This window comes from Desertibaculum subflavum (assembly GCA_003576705.1).
Lineage (GTDB): Bacteria > Pseudomonadota > Alphaproteobacteria > Ferrovibrionales > Ferrovibrionaceae > Desertibaculum > Desertibaculum subflavum.
On the sequence record QOZS01000021.1, the window covers coordinates 51,830 to 78,732 of the forward strand.

The 26,903-nt window shown below is 67.7% G+C and carries 23 protein-coding genes; 11 read left to right on the forward strand and 12 right to left on the reverse strand.

What is annotated here, in order from left to right:
* Positions 1 to 6 precede the first annotated feature (6 nt).
* From DT074_RS13010 to galU, 9 genes are all read right to left on the reverse strand, one after another.
* A complete protein-coding gene (locus DT074_RS13010) occupies positions 7 to 1,518 on the reverse strand; it encodes a hydrogenase large subunit (protein WP_119420285.1) in 1,512 nt (503 codons plus the stop codon).
* 19 nt (positions 1,519 to 1,537) lie between these two features.
* Positions 1,538 to 2,989, reverse strand: coding sequence for a hydrogenase 4 subunit F (locus DT074_RS13015; protein WP_119420286.1), 1,452 nt, complete (start codon positions 2,987 to 2,989; stop codon positions 1,538 to 1,540).
* Entirely contained in the window at positions 2,986 to 3,648 is a 663-nt protein-coding gene (locus DT074_RS13020) for a hydrogenase-4 component E (protein WP_119420287.1), read from the reverse strand. The genes DT074_RS13015 and DT074_RS13020 overlap by 4 nt, the downstream gene beginning before the upstream one ends.
* Positions 3,649 to 4,605, reverse strand: a complete 957-nt coding sequence (locus tag DT074_RS13025) for a respiratory chain complex I subunit 1 family protein (protein ID WP_119420288.1) — start codon at positions 4,603 to 4,605, stop codon at positions 3,649 to 3,651. It abuts the gene before it with no gap.
* Positions 4,596 to 6,605 (reverse strand): hydrogenase 4 subunit B, encoded by a 2,010-nt coding sequence (gene hyfB, locus DT074_RS13030; RefSeq protein WP_119420289.1) that lies wholly within the window; start codon positions 6,603 to 6,605, stop codon positions 4,596 to 4,598. Before hyfB ends, DT074_RS13025 begins: the two co-directional genes overlap by 10 nt.
* A complete protein-coding gene (locus DT074_RS13035) occupies positions 6,602 to 6,874 on the reverse strand; it encodes a helix-turn-helix domain-containing protein (protein ID WP_119420290.1) in 273 nt (90 codons plus the stop codon). The genes hyfB and DT074_RS13035 overlap by 4 nt, the downstream gene beginning before the upstream one ends.
* Positions 6,875 to 6,985: 111 nt before the next feature.
* Positions 6,986 to 8,386, reverse strand: a complete 1,401-nt coding sequence (gene pgmG / locus DT074_RS13040) for a phosphoglucomutase/phosphomannomutase PgmG (protein ID WP_119420321.1) — start codon at positions 8,384 to 8,386, stop codon at positions 6,986 to 6,988.
* A gap of 5 nt (positions 8,387 to 8,391) precedes the next feature.
* Positions 8,392 to 9,720 (reverse strand): UDP-glucose dehydrogenase family protein, encoded by a 1,329-nt coding sequence (locus DT074_RS13045; protein ID WP_119420291.1) that lies wholly within the window; start codon positions 9,718 to 9,720, stop codon positions 8,392 to 8,394.
* A 15-nt stretch (positions 9,721 to 9,735) separates the two neighbouring features.
* Positions 9,736 to 10,614 carry a UTP--glucose-1-phosphate uridylyltransferase GalU gene (galU, locus tag DT074_RS13050; protein ID WP_119420292.1) on the reverse strand — a complete coding sequence of 293 codons (879 nt, stop codon included), beginning with the start codon at positions 10,612 to 10,614 and terminating at the stop codon, positions 9,736 to 9,738.
* A gap of 201 nt (positions 10,615 to 10,815) precedes the next feature.
* Between galU and DT074_RS13055 the strand changes: the two genes are divergently transcribed.
* The 3 genes from DT074_RS13055 to DT074_RS13065 all read left to right on the forward strand — a co-directional run bounded on the left by DT074_RS13055 (position 10,816) and on the right by DT074_RS13065 (position 14,929).
* A complete protein-coding gene (locus DT074_RS13055) occupies positions 10,816 to 12,165 on the forward strand; it encodes a nucleotide sugar dehydrogenase (protein WP_119420293.1) in 1,350 nt (449 codons plus the stop codon).
* Between the two features lie 36 nt (positions 12,166 to 12,201).
* Complete coding sequence (locus DT074_RS13060; protein WP_119420294.1) at positions 12,202 to 13,437, forward strand: MFS transporter; 1,236 nt, start codon at positions 12,202 to 12,204, stop codon at positions 13,435 to 13,437.
* 64 nt (positions 13,438 to 13,501) lie between these two features.
* Positions 13,502 to 14,929: an aldehyde dehydrogenase family protein gene (locus tag DT074_RS13065; RefSeq protein ID WP_119420295.1), complete on the forward strand. Its 1,428-nt coding sequence runs from the start codon at positions 13,502 to 13,504 to the stop codon at positions 14,927 to 14,929.
* A 132-nt stretch (positions 14,930 to 15,061) separates the two neighbouring features.
* Here DT074_RS13065 and aceB read toward each other — a convergent pair whose 3' ends face one another.
* Together aceB and DT074_RS13075 are read right to left on the reverse strand one after the other, a co-directional pair.
* A complete protein-coding gene (gene aceB / locus DT074_RS13070; protein ID WP_119420296.1) occupies positions 15,062 to 16,663 on the reverse strand; it encodes a malate synthase A in 1,602 nt (533 codons plus the stop codon).
* Positions 16,664 to 16,746: 83 nt separating this feature from the next.
* Positions 16,747 to 17,175: a MarR family winged helix-turn-helix transcriptional regulator gene (locus tag DT074_RS13075; RefSeq protein ID WP_119420297.1), complete on the reverse strand. Its 429-nt coding sequence runs from the start codon at positions 17,173 to 17,175 to the stop codon at positions 16,747 to 16,749.
* 340 nt (positions 17,176 to 17,515) lie between these two features.
* Here DT074_RS13075 and DT074_RS13080 point away from each other — a divergent pair, with 340 nt between their 5' ends.
* The 7 genes from DT074_RS13080 to DT074_RS13110 all read left to right on the forward strand — a co-directional run bounded on the left by DT074_RS13080 (position 17,516) and on the right by DT074_RS13110 (position 24,865).
* The gene (locus DT074_RS13080) at positions 17,516 to 18,577 is read left to right on the forward strand and encodes a substrate-binding domain-containing protein (protein ID WP_119420298.1); all 1,062 of its coding nucleotides are present in this window, start codon (positions 17,516 to 17,518) and stop codon (positions 18,575 to 18,577) included.
* A gap of 103 nt (positions 18,578 to 18,680) precedes the next feature.
* Positions 18,681 to 19,937 carry an ABC transporter substrate-binding protein gene (locus DT074_RS13085; protein ID WP_119420299.1) on the forward strand — a complete coding sequence of 419 codons (1,257 nt, stop codon included), beginning with the start codon at positions 18,681 to 18,683 and terminating at the stop codon, positions 19,935 to 19,937.
* Positions 19,938 to 19,962: 25 nt separating this feature from the next.
* Positions 19,963 to 20,829 carry a branched-chain amino acid ABC transporter permease gene (locus DT074_RS13090; RefSeq protein ID WP_119420300.1) on the forward strand — a complete coding sequence of 289 codons (867 nt, stop codon included), beginning with the start codon at positions 19,963 to 19,965 and terminating at the stop codon, positions 20,827 to 20,829.
* Positions 20,829 to 21,872, forward strand: coding sequence for an ABC transporter permease subunit (locus DT074_RS13095; RefSeq protein WP_119420301.1), 1,044 nt, complete (start codon positions 20,829 to 20,831; stop codon positions 21,870 to 21,872). Before DT074_RS13090 ends, DT074_RS13095 begins: the two co-directional genes overlap by 1 nt.
* Positions 21,869 to 22,588: an ATP-binding cassette domain-containing protein gene (locus DT074_RS13100; protein WP_119420302.1), complete on the forward strand. Its 720-nt coding sequence runs from the start codon at positions 21,869 to 21,871 to the stop codon at positions 22,586 to 22,588. Before DT074_RS13095 ends, DT074_RS13100 begins: the two co-directional genes overlap by 4 nt.
* Positions 22,585 to 23,298, forward strand: coding sequence for an ABC transporter ATP-binding protein (locus DT074_RS13105; protein WP_119420303.1), 714 nt, complete (start codon positions 22,585 to 22,587; stop codon positions 23,296 to 23,298). The genes DT074_RS13100 and DT074_RS13105 overlap by 4 nt, the downstream gene beginning before the upstream one ends.
* 52 nt (positions 23,299 to 23,350) lie before the next feature.
* A complete protein-coding gene (locus DT074_RS13110) occupies positions 23,351 to 24,865 on the forward strand; it encodes an amidase (RefSeq protein ID WP_119420304.1) in 1,515 nt (504 codons plus the stop codon).
* Between the two features lie 125 nt (positions 24,866 to 24,990).
* Here the strand turns inward: DT074_RS13110 and DT074_RS13115 are convergent, their stop codons facing one another.
* Entirely contained in the window at positions 24,991 to 25,608 is a 618-nt protein-coding gene (locus DT074_RS13115; RefSeq protein WP_119420305.1) for a cysteine hydrolase family protein, read from the reverse strand.
* A 192-nt stretch (positions 25,609 to 25,800) separates the two neighbouring features.
* On the opposite strand from DT074_RS13115, the gene DT074_RS13120 reads away from it, so the two are divergent.
* A complete protein-coding gene (locus tag DT074_RS13120) occupies positions 25,801 to 26,817 on the forward strand; it encodes a polyprenyl synthetase family protein (RefSeq protein ID WP_119420306.1) in 1,017 nt (338 codons plus the stop codon).
* The last annotated feature ends 86 nt before the right edge of the window (positions 26,818 to 26,903 follow it).

Here is a 26,903-nt window from a genome sequence, read left to right on the forward strand (position 1 = left end):
CTGCCCTCAGAGATCGTGGCCGGAATAGGAACAGTTGAACGACTTGTTGCAGAGCGGGAAGTCGGCGACGATGTTGCCGTGGATCGCCGCCTCCAGCAGCGGCCACTGGAACCACGACGGATCTCGCAAGTGGCAGCGCGCGACGGTGCCGTCGGCCGCGAGTCGAAGCCAGACCAGCACGTCGCCGCGGAAGCTTTCGGTCAGTGCCATGCCCTCGCAGGGTTCACTTGGTGGGGTGGGCTCCGCGCGTAGCGGTCCCTCCGGCAGCTGGTGCAGGATCTGCTCGAGCAGCGACAGGCTCTGCTCGGCCTCGCGGATGCGGACCCAGACACGAGCATCGACATCGCCGGCATCCAGGCTAGGCACATCGAAGCGGAGGGTGTCGTAGGGCGGATAGCCGGGCGTGCGGCGGGCGTCGAAGCTGCGGCCGGAGGCCCGACCGACATAGCCGCCGGCGGCATATTGGCGCGCGAGCGCGGCCGACAGGATGCCGGTGCCGACCGTTCGGTCCTGCAGCGACGCCGTGTTGTCGTAAAGCTCGGTCAGGGCCGGGAAGCGGGCGCGGCATTCGGCGATCAACGCCCGCAGGGCCGCCACGCCTGAATTGGCGAGATCGACCGCGACACCCCCGGGCAGAATGCGGTCGCGCATCAGCCGGTGGCCGAAACAGGCATCGGCGGCGCGCAGCACGCGCTCGCGCAGGATGCCGCAATGCGCATGCATCAGGGTGAAGGAGGCGTCGTTGCAGATGGCGCCGATATCGCCGAAATGATTAGCCAGCCGCTCCAGCTCCGCCATGAGCGCGCGCAGCCATTGCGCGCGCGGCGGTGCCGTCGCGCCGGTCGCCGCCTCGGCGGCTCGGGCGAAGGCGAGGGCATAGGCCACCGTGCTGTCGCCGGAGGTGCGCCCCGCAAGCGCCGCGGCGCGGTCAAGGTCGGCGCCGGCCATCAGCCCCTCGATGCCCTTGTGTACGTAGCCGAGCCGCTGCTCAAGGCGGACCACGGTCTCGCCGCTGGCGGTGAAGCGGAAATGGCCGGGCTCGATGATGCCGGCATGCACCGGGCCGACCGGGATCTGGTGCAGGCCCTCGCCCTCGCCCGGCAGGAACACGTAGGACGGCGCCGGCTCGGTCGCCTCGGTGCGGGCGGCCAGCGGGTGGCGCAGGCCCCAGCCGCCGTGATCGAGCCAGGGCCGGATGTCGGGCAAGCCGAGCGGCTGCAGGCCGAACAGGTCGCGCGCGGCGCGCTCGAGGCGCAGCGCCGGCGGATGGCGCTGTCCGATTGAAGGATAGCGCCCATCGGCGCAATCGAGGCTGACGACGCCGATCCCGCCGGTGCCGTCGAGCAGCGCCATGTGCACCGCCCCGGCCTCGCCCCAGAGGCCGAGCAGGGTCCAGTCGCCGTCGCTCAGGCGGCCGGCTGCGGCGTTCCAGGCCGCTGCATCGACCACGGTGCGCGGCCAAGGCCGGTGCCGTGCCACCGGGCGGCCTTGCCGCATCAGCTCGTCGAGGGTCGGCACTGCAGGCTCCTCCTCGCGATCATCCGAGCACGCGAGCGACGTGCTGGAACCAGACCACCAGCGGCGGCGGCAGATAGAGGCCGGCGCCCAACACCAGCGCGAGATGCGCGTACATCGGCACATAGGACGCTTCCGCCGGCGCTGCGCTGCCCTTCGGCTCGCCGAAGGCGATGCTGCTGAGGCGCAGCAGCAGGGCGCCGAAGGCGACCAGCAGGCCGAACACCAGAGGTATGGCGAGCAGCGGCTGGCGGGCGAAGGTCGAGCTGACCAGCAGGAACTCGCTCATGAAGATGCCGAGCGGCGGCAGGCCGGCGATGGCGACGACGCCGATGACGAGGCCCCAGCCGAGCCAGGGATGCGTTTCAGTCAGGCCGCGGATCTCGGCGATCTTCTGCGTGCCCTTGATCTGCGCGATATGGCCGACGGCATAGAAGATCGCCGACTTGGTCAGGCTGTGCATCACCATGTGCAGCAGGCCGGCGAAATTGGCGAGCGGGCCCCCCATGCCGAAGGCGAAGGTGATGATGCCCATATGCTCGATCGAGGAATAGGCGAACATGCGCTTGATGTCGCGCCGGCGGTACAGCATGAAGCCGGCGAAGATCAGCGAGGTCAGACCCATGCTGATCATCAGCGGCCCGGGCGCGATGGCATCCGGGCTCTGCGCCAGCAGCATCTTGAAGCGCAGCACGGCATAGAGCGCGACGTTGAGCAGCAGGCCCGACAGCACCGCCGAGATCGGCGTCGGGCCCTCGGCATGGGCGTCCGGCAGCCAGGCATGCAGCGGCGCGAGGCCGACCTTGGTGCCGTAGCCGAGCAGCAGGAACACGAAGGCGAGGTTGAGCAGGGCCGGATCGAAGGCGGCGACGTGCTCGATCAGCACCGTCCAAATCATGGCGTCGAGGCCCTCGCCGATCGCCGGCCGCGCCGCCATGTAGACTAGGATGGTGCCGAACAGCGCGAGCGCGATGCCGACGCTGCCCAGGATGAAATACTTCCAGGCCGCCTCCAGCGCCTCATGGGTGCGGTAGATGCCCACCATCAGGACGGTGGTGAGGGTGGCGAGCTCGACCGCCACCCACATCAGTCCGATATTGTTCGACACCAGTGCCAGGTTCATGCCGAACATCATCACCTGGTACATCGCGTGGTAGAATCGCAGGTGGGCCGGCGTTAGCCGTCCGGTCTCCAGCTCGTGCCCGATATAGCTGGCGCTGAACACGCTGGTGGTGAAGCCGACGAAGGTGTTCAGCACGATGAAGACGATGTTGAGGTCGTCGACGAACAGAAACTGGCCGACGGGCGGCCGCTCGCTGACGAACAGCGAAAGCGCGGCGAACAGGGTGAGCAGGCTGGCGCCGACATTGAGCCGGGCGGAGAAACGATAGCCGGGCAGCACCGCCAGCAGCGCCGCCGCCGCGATCGGCAGCAGCAGCACCAGGGTGACGGCGTCGAGGGCGGCGAGGCTCATTTGCGCTCGCCCCGGAAGTCGTCGAGCGCGCCGATATCGACGGTGTCGAAGCGCTCGCGGATGCGGAACAGGAAGATGCCGATCACAATGAAGGCGATCAGCACCGAGAAGGCGACGCTGATCTCGACCACCAGCGGCATGCCCTTGGCGCCGGTAGCGGCCAGGATCAGGCCGTTCTCCAGCGACATGAAGCCGATCACCTGGCTGACCGCATTGCGCCGCGTCACCATCATCAGGAGGCCGAGCAGCACGACGGAGAGCGCGAAGGCGAGGTCCTCGCGGGCCAGCGGATCGGCCTCGGGCGTGACGCGCAGCATGACCACCATGGAGAGCGCGACCAGGCCCATGCCGGCCAGCATGGTCGGCCCCATGCCGACTACCGTCTCCACTTGGCGATGGATACCGAGGCGCTGGATGATGCGGTGCAGCGCCACCGGGATGACGATCGCCTTGAACCCCAGCGCGATCGCCGCCGTCACGTAGAGATGCGGCGCCGCCTGCACCAGCGCCTGCCAGGCGACTGAGAGCGCCAGCACGAAGGCATGCAGCGCGAAGATGTTGAGCAGCGCATAGAGCCGGTCCTGGTAGAGCAGCATGAAGCTGACCAGCACCAGGCCGCCGGCGAACAGATGGGCGATATCGAAGATGAGGCCGTCCATCTACAGGCTCCGCGAGACGAACAGCAGAAGCGTGCCGAGCAGCCCTAGCATCAGGGCGGCGCCCAGGAAGTCGGGCACGCGGAACACGCGCATCTTGGCGATCGATGTCTCGAACAGCGCGAGCAGGGCGCCGCCTAGGGCGAGCTTGCCGAGATAGGCCGCGGTGCCGATCGCATAGGCGAGCGGCGCGGAATCTGGCGCCGCGATGCCCCAGGGCGCGAACACGCAGGCGATCAGCGAGATGTAGAGCAGCAGTTTGAGCGAGGCGGCGAACTCGATCATGGCGAGGTGCCGGCCGGAATACTCCAGCACCATAGCCTCATGCACCATGGTGAGCTCGAGATGGGTTGTCGGGTTGTCGACCGGGATGCGGGCGTTCTCGGCGATCGCCACCATGATCAGTCCGATCAGGGCGAGGCCGAGCGACACCCTGAGGCCGACCTCCGGCTGGGACATCATCACCGCCACCATGGAGAGCTGGGTCGAGCCGGCGACCAGCGCCAGGGTGAACACGATCAGCAGCATGGCGGGCTCGGCCAGGGTCGCGATCATCACCTCGCGGCTGGAACCGATGCCGCCGAAGCTGGTGCCGACATCCATGCCGGCGAGGGCGAGGAAGAAGCGGGCACTGCCGAGCAGGGCGATGATGGCGATCAGGTCGGCGGTCCAGCTGAACTTGAGGCCGATGGCGAAGGTCGGCACCAGCGCGGCGGCGACCCAGGTCGCGGCGAAGATCAGGTAGGGCGTGACGCGGAACAGCCAGGAGGCGTTGTCCGCCAGCACCACCTCCTTGCGCAGCAGGCGCAGCAGGTCGCGGTAGGGCTGCAGCATCGAGGGGCCGCGCCGGCGCAGCAGCCGCGCCTTGACCTTGCGCACGAACCCGGTCAGGAGCGGCGACAGCGCCAGCACCAGCGCCATCTGCCCGCCCTGCACCAGGAGGTCGAGGATCAGGGCCATATCGCCAGCACCAGCAGCAGGCCGACCAGGGCGAGGAACACCAGGCTGAGATAGCGGCGGATGGTGAGGAACTGCAGCGTGTTGAGACGATCGGCGGCGAAGCCGATGGCGCCGGCGATCGGCGCGTAGAGCGCGTCCCAGACCAGGTCGTGCATCTGCACCGTCAGGCGGGCCGGCCGCATGTCGCCGGGCGGCGGCATCTCGACATGCTCGCGGGCGCGGAACGCCAGCGTGCCGAATACCCGGCGGATCGGCTGGGCGAAGCTCACGCCGGAATACTGCGTCATCGGGCTCGGCTCGACGAAGCCGCAACCCCAGGCCGGGCCGCGACGCAGTGCCCGCGAGGCGAAGCGGTGGATCACCACGACGGCGAGCGAGGCCGAGATGGTGATGAACAGGAAGACCAGCAGGCCGTTATAGGAGCTGCGGCCCTCGGCGATCGGCACGATCGACAGCCACTCGACGCCGGTCTGCCGCGGCATGCGGTCGCCGACCAGGGCCTGCGTCACCGGCGCCACGGCATCGATCACGAAGCCGGGCAGGATGCCGGCGGCGAGACAGAGGCCGGCGAGGATGAACATCGCGGCCTGCGAGAAGCGGTCGACCTCGTGCGCCGCGGCCGCGGCGTCGGAGCGCGGCCGGCCGAGGAAGGTGACGCCGAAGGCCTTGACGAAGCAGGCCGCGGCGAGCGCGGCCGACAGGGCGAGCAGGCCGCCGACCGCCGGCACCATGATCTTGAGCCCCCAGGCCGAGAGCTGGGGGCTCTGTAGGATCGCCTGGAAGGCGAGCCATTCCGACGCGAAGCCGTTCAGCGGCGGCAGCGCCGAGATCGCGGCGCAGCCGACCAGGAAGGCGAAGCTGGTCCGCGGCATGCGGTGGATCAGGCCGCCGAGCCGGTCCATGTCGCGCGTCGCCGTCGCGCCCAGCACGGCGCCGGCGCCGAAGAACAGCAGGCTCTTGAACAGTGAGTGGTTGAGCACGTGGAACAGCGCCGCGGTCAGCGCCAACGCCGCCGCCCAGCCCATGCCCTCGGCGCGGAAGGCGAGGGCCAGGCCGAGGCCGACGAACACCACGCCGATATTCTCGATCGTGCTGTAGGCCAGCAGCCGCTTGAGGTCGCGCTCCATCAAGGCGTGGAGAATGCCGAGCACGGCGGTGGCGCCGCCGAGCGCCAGCACCACCATGCTGGACCACCAGCTCGGCTCGCTCAGCAGGTCGAACACGACGCGGACGAAGCCGTAGATCGCGACCTTGGTCATCACCCCGCTCATCAGGGCGGAGACGTGGCTCGGCGCCGCCGGGTGGGCGAGCGGCAGCCAGACATGCAGCGGCACCAGGCCAGCCTTGGAGCCGGCCCCGAGGATCAGCAGTCCGAGCACCAGGGCGGCGACCAGCGGCGGGTGCTCGGCGGCGCGCATCGCGGCGAAGCCGTAGCCGCCCTGCGGCCCGGCGAGCAGGCCGAAGGCGAGCAGCAGGGCCAGCGTCCCGAAGCTCGCCATCACCAGGTAGATGTAGCCGGCCCGGGTGTTGTCGGTTGCGCGGTGGTGCGCGATCACCAGCGCCCAGGAGGCGAGCGACATGAACTCCCAGCACAGCAGGAAACTGAAGGCATCGTCGGCCAGCACCACCAGGTTCATGGCCCCCAGGAAGGCCGGGAAGAACGGCAGCACGCGGTGCGGCGCCTCCTCGTGGCGGCCATAGCCCAGGCCGTAGAGGCTGGCGGCCGCGCCGCCGAAATTGACGACGACGAGGAAGAAGGCGGCCAGCGCGTCGAGTCGGAAATGCGCGCCGAGCCAGGGCAAGCCGAGCGGCAGCACGACCTCTGAAGTGCCGCCGGCAACCAGGTGGAGCAGGGCGCCGGCGAGGGCGACGACGGTGGCCGCCAGGCTGGCGCCGTAGATCGCCGGGGTCGCCCGGGCCCGCCGCCCGAACGGCACCGCAACCAGCGCGGTCGCGAGCAGTGCCGCGACGCAGAGCAGCGAGGTCGCGGCCGGCGTCATGGGCGGTCCTTCGGCTCCGCCGCGGACGATCTCAGCCGCACGCCGCGACCGCCGGACGAACTGGCGGCGCCCTCGCCGATCAGCTCGATGCCGGCGCCGTCGAGGGCGGCGATCAGCTTCATCAGGGAGTCGACGTTGCCGCGGATGACGTCGTTGCTCGCCTCCATCCGCTGGATGGTCGGCACCGACAAGCCGGCGAGGCCGGCCAGCTGGCGCTGGTCGATGCCGAGCAGGGCGCGCGCGGCCCGCAGCTGCGCCGCGGTGATCATGACGGGAATGCCATCGATGCCGACCTGAACAACGTCAGGTTAGCATTCAGCAATCTCTAGTGATGTGTCAAGCATCAGTTAGGCGGTGTTGCGCATCATACTTGGAGCCGCTCAATGATGGCCGGACGCTGCGCCTTCCTCCGGGAAGCTGAGCCCGCTCGCCGCCAGCTGCTTGGCGAGCGTCGCCTTGAGCCGCTGGAGGCCGGCCTCGGTGGTGGATTCGCAGCGCGCGACCAGCACCGCCTGGGTGTTGGAGGCGCGCAGCAGCCACCAGCCATCGGCCGATTTGACCCGCACGCCATCCACCGCATCGACCTCTGCGCCTTCCTTGGCGAGGCGGGCGGCGACCTCCTGCACGACCTTGAACTTGCGCTCCTCGGCGCAATCGAAGCGCAGCTCCGGCGTGTTGATCGCCTTGGGCAGGCGCTTGCGGTAGTCGGCGAGCGAAAAGTCGCTGCGCGCGAGCAGGCTGGCCAGCCGGACCGCGACGTAGAGGCCGTCGTCATGGCCGTAGAACTTGTGGCCATAGAAGATATGCCCGCTCATCTCGCCGGCGAGCGGGCTCTTCGCCTCCGCCATCTTGGCCTTGATCAGCGAATGGCCGGTCTTCCACATCAGCGGCTTGCCGCCGAGCCTGGCAATCTCGTCGAACAGGATCTGGCTCGCCTTGACGTCGGCGATGATGGTGGCGCCGGGATGCTCGCCCAGCACCTCGCGGGCGAGGAAGGCCAGGATCTGGTCGCCCCAGAGGATGCTGCCTTCGCTGTCGACCACGCCGATGCGGTCGCCATCGCCGTCGAAGGCGACGCCGAGATCGCATCTCTCCCGCTGAACCGTGGCCTGCAGCGCCTCCAGGTTCTTCGGCACCGTCGGGTCCGGATGGTGGTTCGGGAAGGTGCCGTCGATCTCGGCGAACAGCATGAAATGGCGGCCCGGCAGCTTCTTGCCGAGCGCCGCCATGGCGGGTCCGGCGGCGCCGTTGCCGGCGTCCCAGGCGATCTTCAGTTCCTTGCCGGGGATGTAGTCCTGCGCCAGCCGGGCGATGTAGTCGTCGAAGACCGGCTTCTCGCTGGCCTTGCCCTGGCCTTCGGCGAAGGCGCCGGCATTGGCGATCGTGCCGATCTCCAGGATGTCCTCGCCGAAGAATGGCCGCTTGCCGACCATCATCTTGAAGCCGTTATGGGTCGGCGGGTTGTGCGAGCCCGTCACCATGATGCCGGCATCGGCCTTCAGATGGTGGACGGCGAAATACAGCATCGGCGTCGGACCGACGCCGATCCGCACCGCGTCCGCGCCGGCGGCGGTCAGGCCTTTCACCAGCGCCGCCTCCAGGGCGGGGGACGACATGCGGCCGTCGCGGCCGACCGCGATGGTCTTGCCGCCGCCGCGCCGCACAATGGTGGCATAGGCTCTGCCGATCGCCTCCGCATCGCTCTCGTGCAGCGTCTCGCCGACGATGCCGCGGATGTCGTATTCGCGCAGGATCGTGGGGTGGAACTTGTAGGCCGCCATGTCGGTCACCCCTTCGGGGCGACCGGCACGTGCGGGCGCCCGATGCTGTGGTACTCGATGCCCGCTGCGGCCATCTCCGCCGGCTTGTAGACGTTGCGGAGATCGACCAGCACCGGCTGCTTCACCAGCTGCTTCATGCGTTCAAAGCTGAGGGCGCGGAACTGGTTCCATTCGGTGATCAGCGCCACGCAATCGGCGCCCTTCATCGCGTCGTAGGCATCGGTGCAATAGGTGATGTGCGGCATCACCTTCTGTGCCTCCTTCATGCCCTCGGGGTCGTAGGCGCGCACCGTCGCGCCCTTGCCGACCAGCGCGGGGACGATATCGAGGCTCGGGCTTTCCCGCATGTCGTCGGTATTCGGCTTGAAGGTCAGACCCAGCACCGCGATGGTCTTGCCGGCGACGTTGTCGCCGCAGACCTCGATGATGCGCTCCGCCATCTCGCGCTTGCGCGCGTCGTTGATGGCGACCACCGTCTCGACGATCTTGATCGGCGCACCGTGCTTGCGCGCGGTGCCGACCAGGGCGCGGGTGTCCTTCGGGAAGCAGGACCCGCCATAGCCGGGCCCGGCATGCAGGAATTTCTTGCCGATGCGCCCGTCCAGGCCGATGCCGCGCGCCACGTCATCGACATTGGCGCCGACCCGCTCGCACAGGTTGGCGATCTCGTTGATGAAAGTGATCTTCGTGGCCAGAAACGTGTTGGCAGCGTACTTGATCAGCTCCGATGTCTCGAGCGCGGTGAACAGCACCGGCGTCTCGAGCAGGAACAGCGGGCGGTAAAGCCGGCGCATCACTTCCTTTGCGCGATCGGTCTCGGCACCGACCACCACGCGGTCGGGCCGCATGAAATCCTCGATGGCGGAGCCTTCGCGCAGGAATTCCGGGTTGGAGGCGACATCGAGCTCCAGATCGGGCCGCGCCTCCTTCAGGATGCGCTTGACCTCGCGGCCGGTGCCGACCGGCACGGTCGACTTGGTCACCACCACGGCGTAGTGATCGAGCGACTGCGCGATCTCCTTCGCCGCCGCATAGACATAGGTCAGGTCGGCCTCGCCGTCGCCGCGGCGCGACGGCGTCCCGACGGCGATGAAGACCGCGTCGGCCGCCTTGATCGCGTCCTTCAGATCGGTGGTGAAGCGCAGCCGGCCGGCCTCGACGTTTTTCTTCACCAGCGTGTCGAGCCCGGGCTCGTAGATCGGAATCTCGCCCCGCTTCAGGCTCTCGATCTTGGCCGCCTCCTTGTCGACGCAAACCACCGTGTGACCGAACTCGGAGAAGCAGGCGCCGGAGACGAGGCCGACATAGCCCGTCCCGATCATCGCGACTTCCATGACCGCGCCTCCGGCTCAGAGCGTGTTGGAGAGATTGCGGACGAAGTCGGCGACCTCCCCGCGCATGTCCTCGCGGGCCAGGGCGAAGGCGACGTTGGCCTGTAGGAAGCCGACCTTGTCGCCGCAATCGAAGCGCTCGCCCTCGAAGCGGAAGCCGTGGAAGGGGTGCGTCGAGATCATGCGCGCCAGCGCGTCGGTCAGCTGGATCTCGCCGCCGGCGCCGCGCTCGACCTTCTCCAGATGATCGAAAACTTCGGGGTGCAGGATATAGCGGCCGATTGCGGCGAGCGTCGACGGCGCCTTGTCGGGCGACGGCTTCTCCACCATGCCGCTCACTTCGGCGAGCCGCCCGTCGTCGCGCTTCACCTTCATGATGCCGTAGCGCGAGACGTGTTCCTTCGGCACGTCCATGGTGGCGATCATCACGCCGCCGGTCTCGGCATAGGCGTTGGTCATCTGCTTCAGGCACGGGGTGCGGGACAGGATCAGGTCGTCGGCGAGCAGCACGGCGAAGGGCTCGTCGCCGACCAGGTCGCGCGCGCACCAGACGGCATGGCCGAGGCCGAGCGGTTCCTGCTGGCGGGTATAGGACACCCGTCCGGGACCCGGCACCCAGCTGGTGATGGAATTCAGCATTTCTTCCTTGCCGCGCGAGCCGAGCAGGTGGCTCAACTCGAAGGAATGGTCGAAATGGTCCTCGATGGCCGATTTGCCGCGGCCGGTGACGAAGATCAGCTGCTCGATGCCGGCCGCCTGCGCCTCCTCGACCGCGTACTGGATCAAGGGCTTGTCGACGACGGGCAGCATTTCCTTCGGCATCGCCTTGGTGGCGGGGAGGAAGCGGGTTCCCATGCCGCCGACGGGGAATACGGCCTTACGGACCGGTTTTCTCATGGCGTTCTACCTGTTCGGGCGTTGGCCTGTTGTTCGCCGGTGCGCGCAACGGGGCGGTTGTGCCACGTCGGCGCGCTTAAGCGCAACCGTCGCTGCCGGCGGGTGAATTTTCCGTGACTGATGCCCCGGACAGCCCGCTATAAGAAGGCTCTTTGCGGCCTCCAGATGGCGGATCGGGGCCGGATTCTGGGCTGCGTTAACATGGATGAATCGACTACCACCTTTCCCGTCGCGGCATTGGTCGAACGGATCCGCGCGCATACCGCGCGGATCGGCGTGATCGGGCTCGGCTATGTCGGACTGCCGCTGGTGTGCGCCTTCAACGACAAGGGATTCCCGGTCCTGGGATTCGACGTGGATCCCGAAAAGGTCACGGCGCTGAACGGCGGGCGCTCCTACATCCGGCAGATTCCCGACGCCAAGGTCGCCGCCATGCGCGCGACCGGCCGCTTCGAGGCAAGCGCCGACTTCTCCCGCCTGGGCGAGGCGGATGCAATCCTGATCTGCGTGCCGACGCCGCTGACCCGCCAGCGCGAGCCCGACATGACCTTCGTCGAGGCGACGGCGGCCGAGATCGGCCGCCACCTGCGGCGCGGCCAGCTGGTGGTGCTCGAATCGACCACCTATCCCGGCACCACGCGCGAGGTGGTGCGGCCGCTGCTGGAAGCGGGGGGCCTGAAATCCGGCGCCGACTTCCTGCTCGCCTATTCGCCCGAGCGCGAGGATCCCGGCAATATCGACTACGAGACCTCGACCATCCCGAAGGTCGTCGGCGGTGACGGCACGGGCGCGCTGGATGCCGCGCTCGCGCTCTACGGCGAGGCGGTGGTCAAGGTCGTGCCCGTGTCCAGCCCCGACGCGGCGGAGGCGGTGAAGATCACCGAGAACATCTTCCGCGCCGTCAACATCGCGCTGGTGAACGAGCTCAAGGTCGTGTTCGAGCGCATGGGCATCGATGTCTGGGAGGTCATCGAGGCGGCGAAGACCAAGCCGTTCGGCTACATGCCGTTTTATCCGGGGCCCGGTCTCGGCGGGCATTGCATCCCGATCGATCCCTTCTACCTGACCTGGAAGGCGCGCGAATACGATGTCGCGACCCGCTTCATCGAGCTCGCTGGCGAGGTCAATACCGCCATGCCCGCCTATGTCGTCGGCCGCTTGGCCGAGGCGCTGAACGACCGCTTCGCGATGGCGCTGAAGGGCGCCCGCATCCTGCTGATCGGCGTCGCCTACAAGAAGAACGTCGAGGATTGTCGCGAGAGCCCGGCCTTCAAGCTGACCGAGCTGCTGGAGAAGCAGGGCGCCAAGGTCGAGTATTTCGATCCCTTCGTCCCGGTCATTCCGCGCCTGCGCGAGCATCCGACCCTGATCGGTCGCCGGTCCGTTGCCTGGGGCAAGGCGGCGATCGCCGCGCATGACGCAGCCCTGATCTGCACCGACCACGACGGCATCGACTACGCGGCGCTGGTAGAGTGGTCGAAACTGGTGATCGATGCGCGCAATGCGACGAAAGCGGTGCCGCGCGGCCGCGACAAGATCGTGAAGGCCTGATCCCGCTCGCGAGGGGGAGGGCGGGAGAGGAAACGGATGGGGCAGGGCGTGCAGCCCTGGCGGGCGGTTGTGGCCTTCGCGCTCGCCGCCGCCTTCTTCTGCTACGGCTTCGTGCATCGCGTGGCGCCATCGGTGATGGTGGCCGAGCTGATGCGCGACCTCGGTGTCGGCGCTGCCGCATTGGGCAATCTGGCAGCGCTCTATTTCTGGGCCTATGCCGGCCTGCAGATTCCGGTCGGCGTGCTGCTCGATCGCCTGGGGCCGCGCCGGCTGGTCAGCGCGGCGCTCGCGATCATCGGCATCGGCAGCATCGTCTTCGCCTATGGCGGCTCGCTCCTCGGCCTGTCGGTCGGCCGGCTGCTGATCGGCATCGGCGCCGCCTTCAGCTGGGTCGGCTGCCTGACCGTCGCCACCCAGATGTTCGAGCCGCGCCGCTTTCCGCTGCTGACCGGCATCGCGCAGACCGTCGGCGTGGCGGGTGCGGTGCTGGGCCAGGTGCCGCTGGCGGTCGCCATCGGCGCGATCGGCTGGCAGCAGACCAACGCCGTGCTGGGCCTGGTCGGGCTCGCGCTGGCCGCCGGGTTCTGGATCCTGGTGCGCGACCGCGTCAGGCCGGCGGAAACGTCGCACGGCCTGCTGCTCGGGTTGAAGCTGGTCGCGCGCAACCCGCAGACCTGGATCTGCGCGCTGTTCAGCATGTCGCTGACGGCGCCGATCCAGGCCTTCGCGGGATTGTGGGGCGTGCCGTATCTGCAGATCGCCTACGGAATCGACAAGGCATCGGCCGGCCAGGTCACCACCTTCATGTTCTACGGCTGGATGGCCGGCGCGATCAGCGTCGGCTTCGTCATCAACTGGATCGGGCGGCGGCGGCCGGTGGCGGCCACCGGCTCGTTCTTCGCCACGGCGACCATGGCGGCCGTCCTGTTCTGGCCGGAGCGCCTGCCGATCGGGGCGGTCGAGGCCTTGCTCGCCCTGCACGGCCTTTCGGCGGGCGTGATGCTGACCGGGTTCATTGTGGCGCGCGAGCAGAACCCGGCTTCGGCTTCGGGTGCCGCCTATGGCCTGGTGAACACTTGCGTCGTCGGCATCGGCGGCGTGATGCAGCTCGTCATCGGGACCCTGCTTGACCTGCGCTGGGCGGGCACCATGTCGGCCGGTATCCGGATCTACCAGCCCGATACCTATCTGTTCGCCTTCGCGAGCTTGACCATTCTCGGCTTTGCCGGCTTTGTCGCGGCAATCTGCCTCAGGGAGCCGCGCGGCGCCTGATGCCATCCGGCCGGGCCTGCGATAGCATGCCGGCCATCTCATCCGCACCTGGGAGGAACCCCGAATGAGCCATAACAAGCAGTTCTATATCGACGGCGCCTGGGTCGACCCGATCCAGCCGAAGACGCTCGACGTGATCAACCCGGCGACCGAGGAGCCGGTGGCCCAGATCAGCATGGGCTCGGCCGCCGATGTCGACCGCGCCGTCAAGGCGGCGAAGAAGGCCTTCGCCACCTTCTCCAAGACCAGCAAGGACGAGCGCGTCGCCCTGCTGAAGAAGATCATGGAGGTCTACCAGTCGCGCTACGCCGATATTGCCAGTGCGATCTCGTCGGAGATGGGCGCGCCGGCCTGGCTCGCCACCAAGGCCCAGGCCGCGACCGGCCTGGCGCATCTGAACTCGATGATCAAGGTGCTGCAGGACTACCAGTTCGAGCATGTCGAGGGCTCGACCCTGATCGCGCGCGAGGCGATCGGCGTCTGCGGCTTCATCACGCCCTGGAACTGGCCGATCAACCAGATCATGTGCAAGGTCGCGCCGGCGCTCGCCGCCGGCTGCACCATGGTGCTGAAGCCGAGCGAGATCGCGCCGCTCAACGCCATCCTGTTCGCCGAGGTGCTGGACGCGGCCGGCGTGCCGAAGGGCGTGTTCAATCTCGTCAACGGCGACGGCCCGACCGTCGGCCAGGCGATCGCCTCGCACCCGGATGTCGACCTCGTCTCCTTCACCGGCTCGACGCGCGCCGGCATCCTGGTCGCCAAGGCGGCCGCCGACACGGTGAAGCGCGTGCATCAGGAGCTCGGCGGCAAGTCGGCCAACATCATCCTGCAGGACGCCGACCTGCAGAAGGCGGTGGCGGGCGGCGTCACCGCCTGCTTCACCAATTCCGGCCAGTCCTGCAACGCGCCGACCCGCATGTTCGTGCACAGCTCGCAGCACGACCAGGCGGTCGCCATCGCCAAGGCGGCGGCGGAGAAGGTGAAGGTCGGCGATCCGCAGGCCAAGGACACGGTGATCGGCCCGGTGGTCAGCGAGACCCAGTTCAAGAAGATCCAGGCGCTGATCGAGGCCGGCATCAAGGAAGGGGCGACGGTGGTCACCGGCGGCACCGGCCGTCCGGAAGGCCTGAACCGCGGCTACTACGTCCGCCCGACGGTGTTCGCCAATGTGAAGCCGGAGATGACGATCTCGCGCGAGGAGATCTTCGGCCCCGTGCTGTCGATCCTGCCCTACGAGAGCGAAGAGCAGGTGGTCGACATGGCGAACGACACGGTCTACGGCCTCGCCGGCTATGTGCAGGGCGAGCGCGAGCATGCCCGCAAGGTGGCGGCCCAGCTCCGCGCCGGCCAGATCAACCTGAACGGCTCGGCGCCCGATTTTTCGGCGCCGTTCGGCGGCTACAAGCAGTCCGGCAACGGCCGCGAATGGGGCAAGTACGGGTTCGAGGAATTCCTCGAAGTGAAGGCGGTCCTGGGCTATCAGGCGGCCTGACGTTTTTACTCCCCCTCCCCGCCGACAGGCGGGGAGGGCCGGGGTGGGGTTTGCGGCCGCGCCGCCGATAGCGGAAAAGAGAAAACCCCCACCCAACCTCCCCCGACTTCGTCGGGGGAGGAGTAGCGGCGACTACGCGCCTTCGCTGACGATCCTGTCGTAGGCCGGCAGCGTCAGGAACTCGGTGAACTTCTCGCCGGCGATCAGGTTGTCGAGCAGCTTGGCGGCGTCCTCGTAGCGGCCGGCCTTGTAGCGGTTGTCGCCGACCTGGCCGCGGGTTCGTTCCAGCTCTTCCTTGATCACCTGCCGACACAGTGCGAGATCGATCGGGCGGCCGTCGGCGAGCTTGGCCTTGTGGCGCACCCACTGCCACACTTGCGCGCGGCTGATCTCTGCCGTCGCCGCATCTTCCATCAGGTTGTAGAGCGGCACGCAGCCGACGCCGCGCAGCCAGGCTTCGGTATAGCCGATGCCGACATTGATGTTCTGCCGCAGGCCCGCCTCGGTGATCTGGCCTTCCGGCACCTTGATCAGGTCGGCCGGCGTCACCTTCACGTCTTCGCGCTTCTTGGCGAGCTGGTTCGGCGTTTTCATCACGGCGTCGAACTCGGCCTTGGCGATGGCGACCAGCCCGGGATGCGCCACCCAGGTGCCGTCATGGCCGTCGCCGGCCTCGCGCTTCTTGTCGGCGCGCACCTTCTCCATTGCCGCGTCGTTGGCGGCGGTATCGTCCTTGATCGGGATCTGCGCCGCCATGCCGCCCATCGCATGCACATTGCGGCGATGGCAGGTCTTGATGACGAGCTGGCTGTAGGAGCGCAGGAAATGCGTCGTCATGGTCACCTGGGCGCGGTCGGGCATCACCGCCCAGGGCGCCTCGGCGAACTTCTTGATGAAGGAGAAGATGTAGTCCCAGCGGCCGCAATTCAGGCCGGCGGAGTGGTCGCGCAGCTCGTACAGGATCTCGTCCATCTCGAAGGTGGCGAGGATGGTCTCGATCAGCACCGTCGCCTTGATGGTGCCGCGCGGGATGCCGAGCCGGCCTTGCGCCTCCACGAACACATCGTTCCAGAGCCTGGCCTCGAGATGGCTCTCCATCTTCGGCAGGTAGAAATACGGCCCGGTGCCGTTGGCGACGAGCTGCCGCGCATTGTGGAAGAAGTAGAGGCCGAAATCGAACAGCGAGCCCGACATCGGCTGGCCGTCGACCTCGACATGCCGCTCCGGCAGGTGCCAGCCGCGCGGGCGGACCAGCAGCACGGCATGTTTCGGGTTCAGCTTGTAGGCCTTGCCGGTCGAGGCCTCGGTGAAGTCGATCTGGCGCTTGATCGCGTCGCGCAGGTTGATCTGGCCTTCGACCTGGTTTGACCAGGAGGGCGTGGTCGCGTCCTCGAAATCGGCCATGAAGACATTGGCGCCGCAATTCAGCGCGTTGATGATCATCTTGCGGTCGACCGGCCCGGTGATCTCGACCCGGCGGTCCAGCAGGTCGGGCGGCAGCGGCGCCACGGTCCAGTCGGCCTCGCGGATCGCCTTGGTCTCGGGCAGAAAATCCGGCTTCTCGCCCGCATCCAGCCGAGCCTGGCGGGTGGCGCGGCGCTCCAGCAGGGCGAGGCGGCGGGCATTGAACTTGCGCTGAAGGGCAACCACGAAGGCGAGGGCTTCCGGCGTCAGCACCGTGTCGTAACCCGGCTTCATCGCGCCCGTCAGCCGCACGCCCGGCAGATCGTTCATTGCTCTCTCCCCGTTATCGATAATGGCCTGCGGCCTGGGCGGACCTTAGCGGTCGAGCGGCGCCGGGCGCAACGGCGGCGCCTTCATGCGTCCGGGGGGACAAGACCTCGCAGCAGCGTGGCGAGCCGCTGGGCATCGGCGGGCTTCAGCCGGCCCATGATGCGCTGCTGCTGGGCGCGCGAGATGTCGCGGATGCGCCGCCAGGTGGTGACGCCCCGCCGGGTCGGGAAGATCAGCACGCGGCGGCGGTCGGCCGGGTCGGGCGCGCGGTAGACCAGCGACTGGGCGACCATGCGGTCGATGATCTTGGTCAGGGTCGGCGCTTCCACCAGCACCTGGGCAGCGAGCTCGGTCATCGGCCGTCCCTTGCCGTCGGCCAGAATCCCGAGAATGCGCGACTGTTCGAGCGGAATGCCCTGCGGGCGCAGCTTCTCGACCAGCTCCTCCTCGAGCTGCCGATTGACGCTGGCGATCAGGTAGGCGAGGTGATCCTGCAAGCTATCGGTACCCACGGTGCCGTTCCCAACTGTTGGTGTTTCATTGGTTTCCCCGGAAAGTAGATAGCGGAGGGAGGCCGCCCGGTTCAACTGATTCGCCCTTACATCGTCAGTCGGCTTGCTGTTTGCTCAGTTTCTGGGCCGGCAATTCTCAAGCGGCGCGAAATGGGGCAGCGTCCTTGTCCGGCGCAGCGCACCGCCGGGGTGCAGAATTGGTCCGCGCGCGAGAAATCAAGAGGAAGCGGGGAGCGACCAGCGCGCCGCGCCGACACGGTCGGCAAATTGGCACGGTTCTTGGGTCTGGATTCAGGCGAGCTCTGACCATCCGCAGGCTGTAGACGCCGCGTAGCCCTGCATGGAGGCGGTCGTGCGTCGGACCAAGATTGGGCTGCTCATTCCGAGAAGCGGGCCGGCCGGCATTTGGTCGGAATCCTGCGAGGCCAGCGCGATGCTCGCCGTGGCCGAGATCAACGCCCGCGGCGGCATCCTCGGGCGTGCCATCGACCTCGTGATCGGCGATTGCGGCGCCACGGCCGAAGCGGCGGCGATCGAGACGGCGTCGCTGGTCGAGCTCGACGAGGTCACCGCCATCGTCGGCATGCATCCGAGCGACATCCGCCAGAGCGTGATGGCCACCTTGCGCGGCCGCGTGCCCTACATCTACACGCCGCAGCATGAAGGCGGCGATATCGGCGCCGGCGTGCTGGCGATCGGCGACACGGCGGCCGATCTGGGACGTCCCGGCATTGCCTGGCTGCGCGAGCATCGCGGCGCCTCCCGCTTCTTCCTGCTCGGCAACGACTATGTCTGGCCGCGGGTGTCGCTGCCGAAGATCCGTTCGATCGTGCAGTCGCTGGGCGGCAGCGTGGTCGGCGAGCAGCTCCTGCCGTTCGACACCACGGATTACGAGCCGATCTTCGATGCTATCCGCCGGCGGCGCGCCGATACCGTCATCATGCTGCTGCTCGGCCTGGAAGGTGTGCGGTTCCACCGGGCCTTCGTCGCTGCCGGCCTGGCCGGCCAGGTGCGGCGCTTCGCCCTCGCGACCGACGAGACGGTGCTCTACGCGCTCGGCCCGGAGAACGTGGAGGGCCTGCTGGTCGCCTCCAGCTATTTCTCCACCGTGCGCTCGGCCGCCAATGCGAGCTTTCTCGAGAGCTATCACGATTGCTTCGGCGAAGCGGCGCCGCCGCCGAACGCCTTCGGGCAATCCTGCTACGAGGGCTTCCACACGCTCGCCGCCATCGCCAATGCGAACGGGTATATCGGCGCGCGCGTCCTGCATGCCAGCGGAATGCGACGAACGCGCGTGCGCACGGCGCGGCGCCAGCGGCCGGCCATCGAGATGGGCGAGCGTCACGTCGTGCACCTTGCGGCTGCGGATGACTTCGATTTCAGGGTTGTTGCGAGCTACTAGCCTCGCCGTGGAAGGACCGAAAAGAATATACTTGAAAAAGCAACAAATGACGAATCATGATCAGGGAGGTGCAAGGCGCGACCAACAAGGGGACGGGTGACGTATGGGCATCGACCGCAGGGGATTTCTGAAGGCATCGGCAGCATCGGGCGCGATGCTCGGCGCATCCGCGTTGATGCCGAAGTTTGCGACGGCGCAAGGCGCCGACATTCTGGTGGGTGGCCTGCATGACGAGACCGGCGGTCTCGACTTCGCCGGCAAGCCGATGCAACAGGTGCTGGGCTTCGCGGTCGACGAGATCAACGCGCAGGGCGGTCTGCTCGGCCGCAAGCTCAAGCTGATCGGCGCCGACACGCAATCGAACATGCAGCTCTATGCGTCGCTCGCCCAGCAGGTGGCGCTGAAGGACAAGGTCTCGGTGGTGCATGGCGGCATCACCTCGGCCAGCCGCGAAGTGATCCGCCCGGCGCTCCGCCGCTTCAATACGCTCTATTTCTACAACACCCTCTACGAGGGCGGCGTCTGCGACCGCAACTGCTTCTGCACCGGCACCACGCCGGCGCAGACCGTGCAGAAGCTGGTGCCGCACGTGATGAAGAAATGGGGCAAGAAGGTCTACACCATCGCGGCCGACTACAATTATGGCCAGATCACCTCGGCCTGGGTGAAGAAGTATGTCGAGGAGAATGGCGGTCAGGTGCTGTCGACCGACTTCTTCCCGCTCGACGTCACCAATTTCGGCCCGACCATTCAGAAGATCCAGGCGGCCAAGCCCGACCTTGTCATGTCGGTCCTGGTCGGCGCCGCCCATCTCGGCTTCTACCGGCAATGGGCCGCCGCCGGCATGAAGAAGCAGATCCCGATCGCCTCCACCACATTCGGCGCCGGCGGGACGGAGCCGATCCTGATCACCCCGGAGGAGAGCGAAGGCATCATCTCCTGCTACGGCTACTACCCGACCATCGACACGCCGGCCAACAAGGCGTTCAAGGCCAAGGTGCAGGCCAAGCTCGGCGCCGCGCCGCCGGCCGGCAACGGCCCGCTGCTGACCGAGCTCTCGGTCTGCACCTACGAGGGCATGATGCTCTGGGCCGCCGGGGTGAAGAAGGCCGGCACGCTCGACCGCATGAAGGTGATCGAGGCGCTGGAAAGCGGCATCAGCCTCGACATGCCCTCCGGCAAGGTGACGATCGATCCCGTCACCCACCACGTGACGCGCGACGTCTACCTCGCCGACCTGAAGAACCGGGAATTCGTCATCCTGGAGAGCTTCGCGCAGCAGCCGCCGGCCGATACGCAGGCGGTCTGCGACCTGAAGAAGAACCCAAACGAGAACCAGCACTACCAGATCAAGCTGTAAGTCCAGAGTAACCGGAGCCCCACGCATGGATTACGGGCTGGTCGTCCTGATCGAGGTGCTCCGCGCGATTGCGGGCCTGGTGCTGATCAGCATCGGGCTCGCGATCATCTTCGGCATGATGCGCATCGTGAACATCGCCCATGGCGAGTTCCTGATGCTGGGCGGCTACACGGTGGTGCTCTCGGCCAAGGCCGGCATCAACACCTGGGTCGCCATGCTGGTGCTGGCGCCGCTGGTCGTCGGACTGGTCGGTGTGGCGATTGAGCGCTGCTTCATCCGCTTCCTCTACGGCCGCATGCTCGACACCCTGCTCGCCACCTGGGGCTTGTCGCTGTTCATCGTCGGCTTCGTCACCGTGGTGTTCGGCAACACGCTGGAGGGCGTCTCGGTCTCGGTCGGCTCGTTCGAGATCGGCCGCTTCCGCGTGGCCGGTTATTCGCTCTTCATCATCCTGGTCGGCGCGGTGCTGCTCGCCGCCACCGTCGCCGTGCTCCGCTTCACCCGGCTCGGGCTGATCGCCCGCGGCACCATGCAGAACCCCAACATGGCGGCGGCGCTGGGCCTCAGTCCGCCCAGGATCTACATGGTCACCTTCGGCATCGGCGCGGCGCTGACCGGGCTCGCCGGCGGCGTGCTGGCGCCGATCACCGGCGTGGTGCCCACCATGGGCATCGCCTTCATCGCGCAGGCCTTCATCACCGTGATCACCGGCGGCGCCGCCATCGTCGCCGGCACCGGATCGGCCTCGACCCTGCTCGGCAGCGTCAGCCAGCTCACCACTTTCGCCACCACGCCGGTGATCGGCGACGTGGCCCTGCTGTTCATCGCCGTGGTGCTGCTCCGCATCCTGCCGCAGGGCATTACCGGTCGGTTCTTCCGGAGGAGCCTCTGATGGTCCCTCGTTTTCTGCTCGGCACGCTTGCGACCACCGCGGCCGGGATCGCCATCACGATCCTGATTCCGATGGTGGCCGATGCTTTCGAGGTGATGCAGTACACGCTCTACGTCGTGCTCGGGATCTACACGCTCAGCCTCGCCTATATCTGGGGGCTCGGCGGCATCCTCTGCTTCGGCCAGGGCGCGTTCTTCGGCCTCGGGGGCTACACCTTCGCCATCGCCGCCATCAACATGAACGAGACGACGGTGCCATTCCTGATGGCGATCTTCATTGCGGCCACCGTCGCCGCGGCGCTCGGCTATTTCATGTTCTATGGCCGGCTGTCGGACGTCTATCTGGGCGTAGTGACGCTCGTCTTCACCCTGATCATCTGGAAGCTGATCAACTCCACCGCAGGCCCGGAGTACATGATCGGCACGGCGCGGCTCGGCGGCTTCAACGGCATACCATCGGTGCCGCCGCTCAACGTGCCCGGCGATCCGAGCCGCATGTTCGATCCGGTCGAGGTGTTCTACATCGCCGCCTTCTTCCTGATCGCAACCTATCTGCTGCTCAAGTTCATCCAGGCGACGCGATTCGGTCGGCTCTCGGTGGCGGTCAAGGAGAACGAGGTCCGCGCCTCGCTGCTCGGCTACGACGTGCGGATGATCAAGCTGCTGGTCTTCACCATCGGCGGCGCCATTGCCGGCCTCGGCGGCGCGCTCTATGCCGCCTATCAGTCGTTCATCGACCCCAACGCCTTCTCGCTCGAGATGTCGGCCAAGGTGCTGATCTGGGTGATGGCGGGCGGGGTCGGCACTTTCGTCGGTCCGCTGCTCGCGTGCTTCGGCCTGCAGGCGCTGTCGATCTGGATCTCGACCGTGCCCTGGGCCAATTCACTGCTGGTGCTGGGCGGCATCCTCTGCTTCGTCGTGCTGCTGCTGCCGAAGGGATTGCTGCCGGGCCTCGCCGATCTCTCGACCTGGCTGATGGCTCGCGCCCGGCGACGGACGCCACCGGAAGTGATCCTGCCGGCGCCGGAAGGCAAGCGGGCATGAAGCCGCTGCTCGAGACCCGCAACCTGGTGATGCGGTTCGGCGGCGTCACCGCAGTGAACGAGGTGGATTTCCTGCTGGAGGAAGGCGAGCTCCGCTGCCTGATCGGCCCGAACGGCGCCGGCAAGAGCACCTTCTTCAAATGCCTGACCGGGCAGTACATCCCCACGGCGGGGGAGATCCTGTTCCGCGGCAAGCCAATCACCGGCCTCAACAGCCACGACATCGCCCGCCTCGGCGTCGGCATCAAGACCCAGGTGCCCAACGTCTTCAACGGGCTTTCGGTGCAGGAGAACATCTGGGTCTCGGCCCGGCGCGGGCGCACGCCCCGCATGACCGCGCGGATCGTCGAGGAGGCGATGGCCCGGGTCGGCATCGCCGATCTCGCGGCGCGAGCCGTCGGTGAGCTCGCCCACGGTCAGCGCCAGCTGGTGGAGTTGGCGATCGTGCTGGCGGCGGAGCCGGCGCTGATCCTGCTCGACGAGCCGGCCGCCGGCATGACGCACGAGGAGACCGAGCGACTGGCGGCGATCATCCGCGAGATCAATCGCACCCAGGCGCTGATCGTGGTCGAACACGACATGCAGTTCGTCCGCATGATCGCGCGCAAGGTCACCGTCTTCCATCAGGGCGCGGTGCTGGTGGAAGACGATGTCGAGGCGGTGATGCGCGACGCCCGCGTGCGCGACGTCTATCTCGGCAAGCGGGTGGCGGCATGACCCTGCTCGCGGTGCAGGGTCTCGCTTCCGGCTACGGCAAGGTGCCGATCCTGGCCGGCATCAGCTTCGCGGTCCGCGAAGGCGAGTTCGTCGGCATCCTCGGCCATAACGGCATGGGCAAGACGACGCTGTTGCGCACTCTGATGGGCTATCTGCCGGCCACCGCCGGCGAGGTGCGCTTTGCCGGCGCCGATATCACCCATGCGCCGACCCATCACCGGGCGCGGGCGGGCCTCGGCTTCGTGCCGCAGGGGCGCGAGATCTTCCCGACCTTGACCGTTCGCGACAACCTGCGCATGGGCTTCGCGGCGCGGCAGGGCAACGAGAGCCAGGCACTCGATGCCGTGCTGGCGGATTTTCCGCGCCTGGAGCGGCTGCTCGACCGCCCCGGCGGCGCGCTCTCCGGCGGCGAACAGCAGCTGCTCGCCCTGGCGCGCTCGCTCTGCGCCGATCCGCGCCTGATCCTGCTCGACGAGCCGACCGAAGGCATCCAGCCCTCGATCATCGACGAGATCATCGACACCTTGCTGGCGCTGCGCCATCGCCGCGCCGGCTTCACTTTGGTGCTGGTCGAACAGAATCTCGACTTCATCTCGGCACTGTCGGATCGCGTGCTGCTGATCCAGAAGGGCCGCATCACCCGCGAGGTCGAGGCGGCGGCGATGAAGGACACCGCCATGATCGGCGAATTCGTGGGCTTCGGACACTGACAACCGCAACCCGCCGGCTGCGGCCGGCGGCAAACCGCAAGGGAGAGCCAGCATGACCGTGAAGGTGCCGACACCGGAGCAGCTGAAAGCCGTCGCGACCGAGGTGGGCCTGTCCCTGACCGACACCGACATCGCCTCCTTCATCGGCCTCATTGCCGGCTCGGTCGAGGCCTACAACATCGTCGACGCCATGCCGGACGAGCTGCCGCCGGTGAAATATCCGCGCACGCCCGGTTACCGCCCGGCGCCGGAGGAGAACAAATACAACGCCTGGTACTGGAAGTCGGAGGTCAAGGGCGCGTCATCCGGCAAGCTCAAGGGCAAGACGGTGGCGCTGAAGGACAACGTCATGCTGGCCGGCGTGCCGATGATGAACGGCGCCGCGACGCTCGAAGGCTATGTGCCGGAGATCGACGCGACCATCGTGACGCGCATGCTGGACGAGGGCGCGACCATCCTCGGCAAGGCGCATTGCGAGCATTTCTGCCTCTCCGGCGGCAGCCACACGAACTCGACCGGCGCGGTGCACAACCCGCATAAGATGGGCTATTCGGCCGGCGGCTCGTCCTCCGGCTCCGGCACCCTGGTCGGCCTCGGCGAGGTCGACATGGCGATCGGCGGCGATCAGGGCGGCTCGATCCGCATGCCCGCCTCGTTCTGCGGCATCTACGGCATGAAGCCGACCTGGGGCCTGGTTCCCTATACCGGCATCATGCCGATCGAGATCTTCGTCGATCACACCGGGCCGATGACGGCGACGGTGGCCGACAACGCGCTGATGCTGGAAGTGCTGGCCGGCGACGACGGCTACGACCCGCGCATCAAGGCGCCGAAGGTGAAGCCCTATACCAAGGCGCTGGAAGCCGACATCAAGGGCCTGAAGATCGGCGTGGTGAAGGAAGGCTTCGGCCTTCCCGTCTCCGAGAAGGCGGTCGACGCCAAGGTGATGGAAGCCTCCAAGCGCTTCGCCAAGCTTGGCGCGACGGTGGAGGAAGTGTCGATCCCGATGCACCTGGTCGGCCCGGCGATCTGGACGCCCATCGGCACCGAGGGCCTGGCCCAGACCATGATGTGGGGCGACGGCTATGGCGTCAGCCGCCCGGACCTCTACGTCACCTCGCTGATGGACAAGCACCATGGCTGGCGCAGCCGGGCGAACGAGCTGTCGGAGACGACCAAGCTCTTCACCATGCTCGGCACCTATATCCGCAACCAGCACGGCTCGCGCTATTACGGCAAGGCGATCAACCTGGTGCGCCGCCTCACCGCCGCCTACGAGAAGGCGCTGGCAAGCTACGACCTGCTGTTGATGCCGACCACGCCGATGAAGGCGACCAGGCTGCCGGAGCCCGGCTGCAGCCGCGAGGAATATGTCGCGCGCGCGTTGGAGATGATCGGCAACACGGCGCCGTTCGACCTGACGCACCATCCGGCGATGTCGATCCCCTGCGGCATGATCGACGGCCTGCCGGCCGGCTGCATGCTGATCGGCAAGCATTTCGACGAGCCGACCATCTACCGCGCCGCCTTCGCCTTCGAGCAGTCCGGCGACTGGAAGACGTTCTGATCGCCTCTGCCTCTCCCTCCCCGTCGCCGGACGGGGAGGGCCGGGGTGGGGTTTGCCGCCGCACAGTCTTCAGAAAAAAGAAAACCCCCACCCAGCCTCCCCCGACTTCGTCGGGGGAGGGGCTCTCAGATGCGCGGCAGCACCGCCGCGCTTGCCTCGACCCAGCCGAACTTGCGGCCGAAATTCTCCAGCGTGGCGGCGCCGAGATGCGGGAGATAGGTGGAGACGGCGTCCGACACGATGGTGGTGAGGAAGCCCTCGTGGAACGCCTCCCGCGCGGTTTCCTCGACGCAGATCTGGGTCACCGTGCCGGTGACGAAGAGCGAGGCGATGCCGCGCTCGCGCAAGCCGCCGGCGAGCCGCGTGCCGTGGAAGGCGCCATAGCCGTATTTGTCGATCACCAGCTCGCCCGGCGCGGGCGCCAGCTCGTCGATCACCGCCGCGCAGTCGCGGGTGCCGTCGATATCGGGATAGTGCCGCATATGCCCGGACCAGCAGCATTTGACCGGCGGCGCGCAGACCGGCGACCAGTTCCACAGCAGGCTCGGCTCCGGCGTCGCCAGGAAGCGGGTGAACACCACCGGCCGGCCGGCCGCGCGGAAGGCATCGATCAGCCGGCGGTTGGCGGCGATGGTCGCCCGCGCCTCCGGCACTTCGAGCGGCGCGCCCACCCGCACGAAGTCGTTCTGCATGTCGACCACCAGCAGCGCGTGGTTGCGAAAGCGTGCCTCGCCCCAATCCATGCCGTCCTCCCGGAGCCGGACCCCGACCCGGTGATCCTCTCGGTCCGGCGTCCCTCATGCAACGGTGATGCCGTACCGGCCGGCCCCTCCGCCCCGCGCCTTGACCCCCCGGGGCCGGCGCCTATGCTCCGGCCGAAGTGTCAGGTCCGCGGCTTTCCGGCCGCGGCCACAACAGCCGGAGAGGTCGGGCGGGTGGCCGTTATCGTCGCCTTGGATCGCGGGGCGGAACGCAAGCCCTCGCTGGAGCCGCTGGTCGCGCTGGTGCGCGACGATCTCGACCGGGTGAATGTCGAGATCGTCAAGCGGATGGAAAGCCGGGTGCCGCTGATCCCGCAGCTCGCCGGCCATATCATCGCCTCCGGCGGCAAGCGGCTGCGCCCCATGCTCACGCTCGCGGCCGCGCGGCTCTGCGGCTATCGCGGCAGCCGCCAGGTGCTGCTCGCCGCCTGCGTCGAATTCATCCACACCGCGACCCTGCTGCACGACGACGTGGTGGACATGAGCGAGCTCCGCCGCGGCAAGAAGACGGCCAACACCGTCTGGGGCAACGAAGCCTCGGTGCTGGTCGGCGACTTCCTGTTCACCCGCTCGTTCCAGCTGATGGTCGAGGACGGTTCGCTCGAAGTGCTGCGCATCCTCTGCAATGCTTCCGCGGTGATCGCCGAGGGCGAGGTGCAGCAGCTCACCACCTCGAACGACACGGCGACCTCGGAGGACGCCTATCTCGAAGTGATCGCGGCCAAGACCGCGGCTTTGTTCGCCGCCGCCTGCCGGGTCGGTGCCGTGATCGCCGACCGGCCCAAGGCCGAATGCGACGCGCTGGAAAGCTACGGCCGCAATCTCGGCATCGCCTTCCAGCTGGTCGACGACGCGCTCGACTATGCCGGGCGAAGCGCCAGTTTCGGCAAGAATGTCGGCGACGATTTCAAGGAGGGCAAGATCACCCTGCCGGTGATCCTGGCCTTCCGCCGCGGTGACGCGAAGGAACGGGCCTTCTGGAAGCGCACCCTGGAACGCCGCCAGCAGGAGGAGGGCGACCTCGAACAGGCGCTGGCGCTGATGGAGCGGCACGGCACGCTCCGCGCCACCATCGAGCGGGCCCGGCATTACGGCGCCATGGCGCGCGATGCCCTCGGCCTGTTCCCGGACGGCGAGCTGAAGAGCGCGATGATCGAGGCGATCGACTTTTCCATCGATCGGGCGCACTGAGCCGGTAAAGCCCCCGGAAACCCGTTGAAGGCCGCAAGCGAAGCGGCTATACGAACCGCCTTCCCGAGGGCCGCCGGCAAGCGATG

Bases quoted from the DNA above. Each gene is read 5' to 3' on its own strand.
- DT074_RS13015 (WP_119420286.1), bottom strand. From the start codon at position 2,989: ATGAGCCTCGCCGCCCTCGACGCCGTCACCCTGGTGCTGCTGCTGCCG.
- DT074_RS13020 (WP_119420287.1), bottom strand. From the start codon at position 3,648: ATGGACGGCCTCATCTTCGATATCGCCCATCTGTTCGCCGGCGGCCTG.
- DT074_RS13025 (WP_119420288.1), bottom strand. From the start codon at position 4,605: ATGGCCCTGATCCTCGACCTCCTGGTGCAGGGCGGGCAGATGGCGCTG.
- hyfB (WP_119420289.1), bottom strand. From the start codon at position 6,605: ATGACGCCGGCCGCGACCTCGCTGCTCTGCGTCGCGGCACTGCTCGCG.
- DT074_RS13035 (WP_119420290.1), bottom strand. From the start codon at position 6,874: ATGATCACCGCGGCGCAGCTGCGGGCCGCGCGCGCCCTGCTCGGCATC.
- pgmG (WP_119420321.1), bottom strand. From the start codon at position 8,386: ATGGCGGCCTACAAGTTCCACCCCACGATCCTGCGCGAATACGACATC.
- DT074_RS13045 (WP_119420291.1), bottom strand. From the start codon at position 9,720: ATGGAAGTCGCGATGATCGGGACGGGCTATGTCGGCCTCGTCTCCGGC.
- galU (WP_119420292.1), bottom strand. From the start codon at position 10,614: ATGAGAAAACCGGTCCGTAAGGCCGTATTCCCCGTCGGCGGCATGGGA.
- DT074_RS13055 (WP_119420293.1), top strand. From the start codon at position 10,816: ATGGATGAATCGACTACCACCTTTCCCGTCGCGGCATTGGTCGAACGG.
- DT074_RS13060 (WP_119420294.1), top strand. From the start codon at position 12,202: ATGGGGCAGGGCGTGCAGCCCTGGCGGGCGGTTGTGGCCTTCGCGCTC.
- DT074_RS13065 (WP_119420295.1), top strand. From the start codon at position 13,502: ATGAGCCATAACAAGCAGTTCTATATCGACGGCGCCTGGGTCGACCCG.
- aceB (WP_119420296.1), bottom strand. From the start codon at position 16,663: ATGAACGATCTGCCGGGCGTGCGGCTGACGGGCGCGATGAAGCCGGGT.
- DT074_RS13080 (WP_119420298.1), top strand. From the start codon at position 17,516: ATGGAGGCGGTCGTGCGTCGGACCAAGATTGGGCTGCTCATTCCGAGA.
- DT074_RS13085 (WP_119420299.1), top strand. From the start codon at position 18,681: ATGGGCATCGACCGCAGGGGATTTCTGAAGGCATCGGCAGCATCGGGC.
- DT074_RS13090 (WP_119420300.1), top strand. From the start codon at position 19,963: ATGGATTACGGGCTGGTCGTCCTGATCGAGGTGCTCCGCGCGATTGCG.
- DT074_RS13095 (WP_119420301.1), top strand. From the start codon at position 20,829: ATGGTCCCTCGTTTTCTGCTCGGCACGCTTGCGACCACCGCGGCCGGG.
- DT074_RS13100 (WP_119420302.1), top strand. From the start codon at position 21,869: ATGAAGCCGCTGCTCGAGACCCGCAACCTGGTGATGCGGTTCGGCGGC.
- DT074_RS13105 (WP_119420303.1), top strand. From the start codon at position 22,585: ATGACCCTGCTCGCGGTGCAGGGTCTCGCTTCCGGCTACGGCAAGGTG.
- DT074_RS13110 (WP_119420304.1), top strand. From the start codon at position 23,351: ATGACCGTGAAGGTGCCGACACCGGAGCAGCTGAAAGCCGTCGCGACC.
- DT074_RS13115 (WP_119420305.1), bottom strand. From the start codon at position 25,608: ATGGATTGGGGCGAGGCACGCTTTCGCAACCACGCGCTGCTGGTGGTC.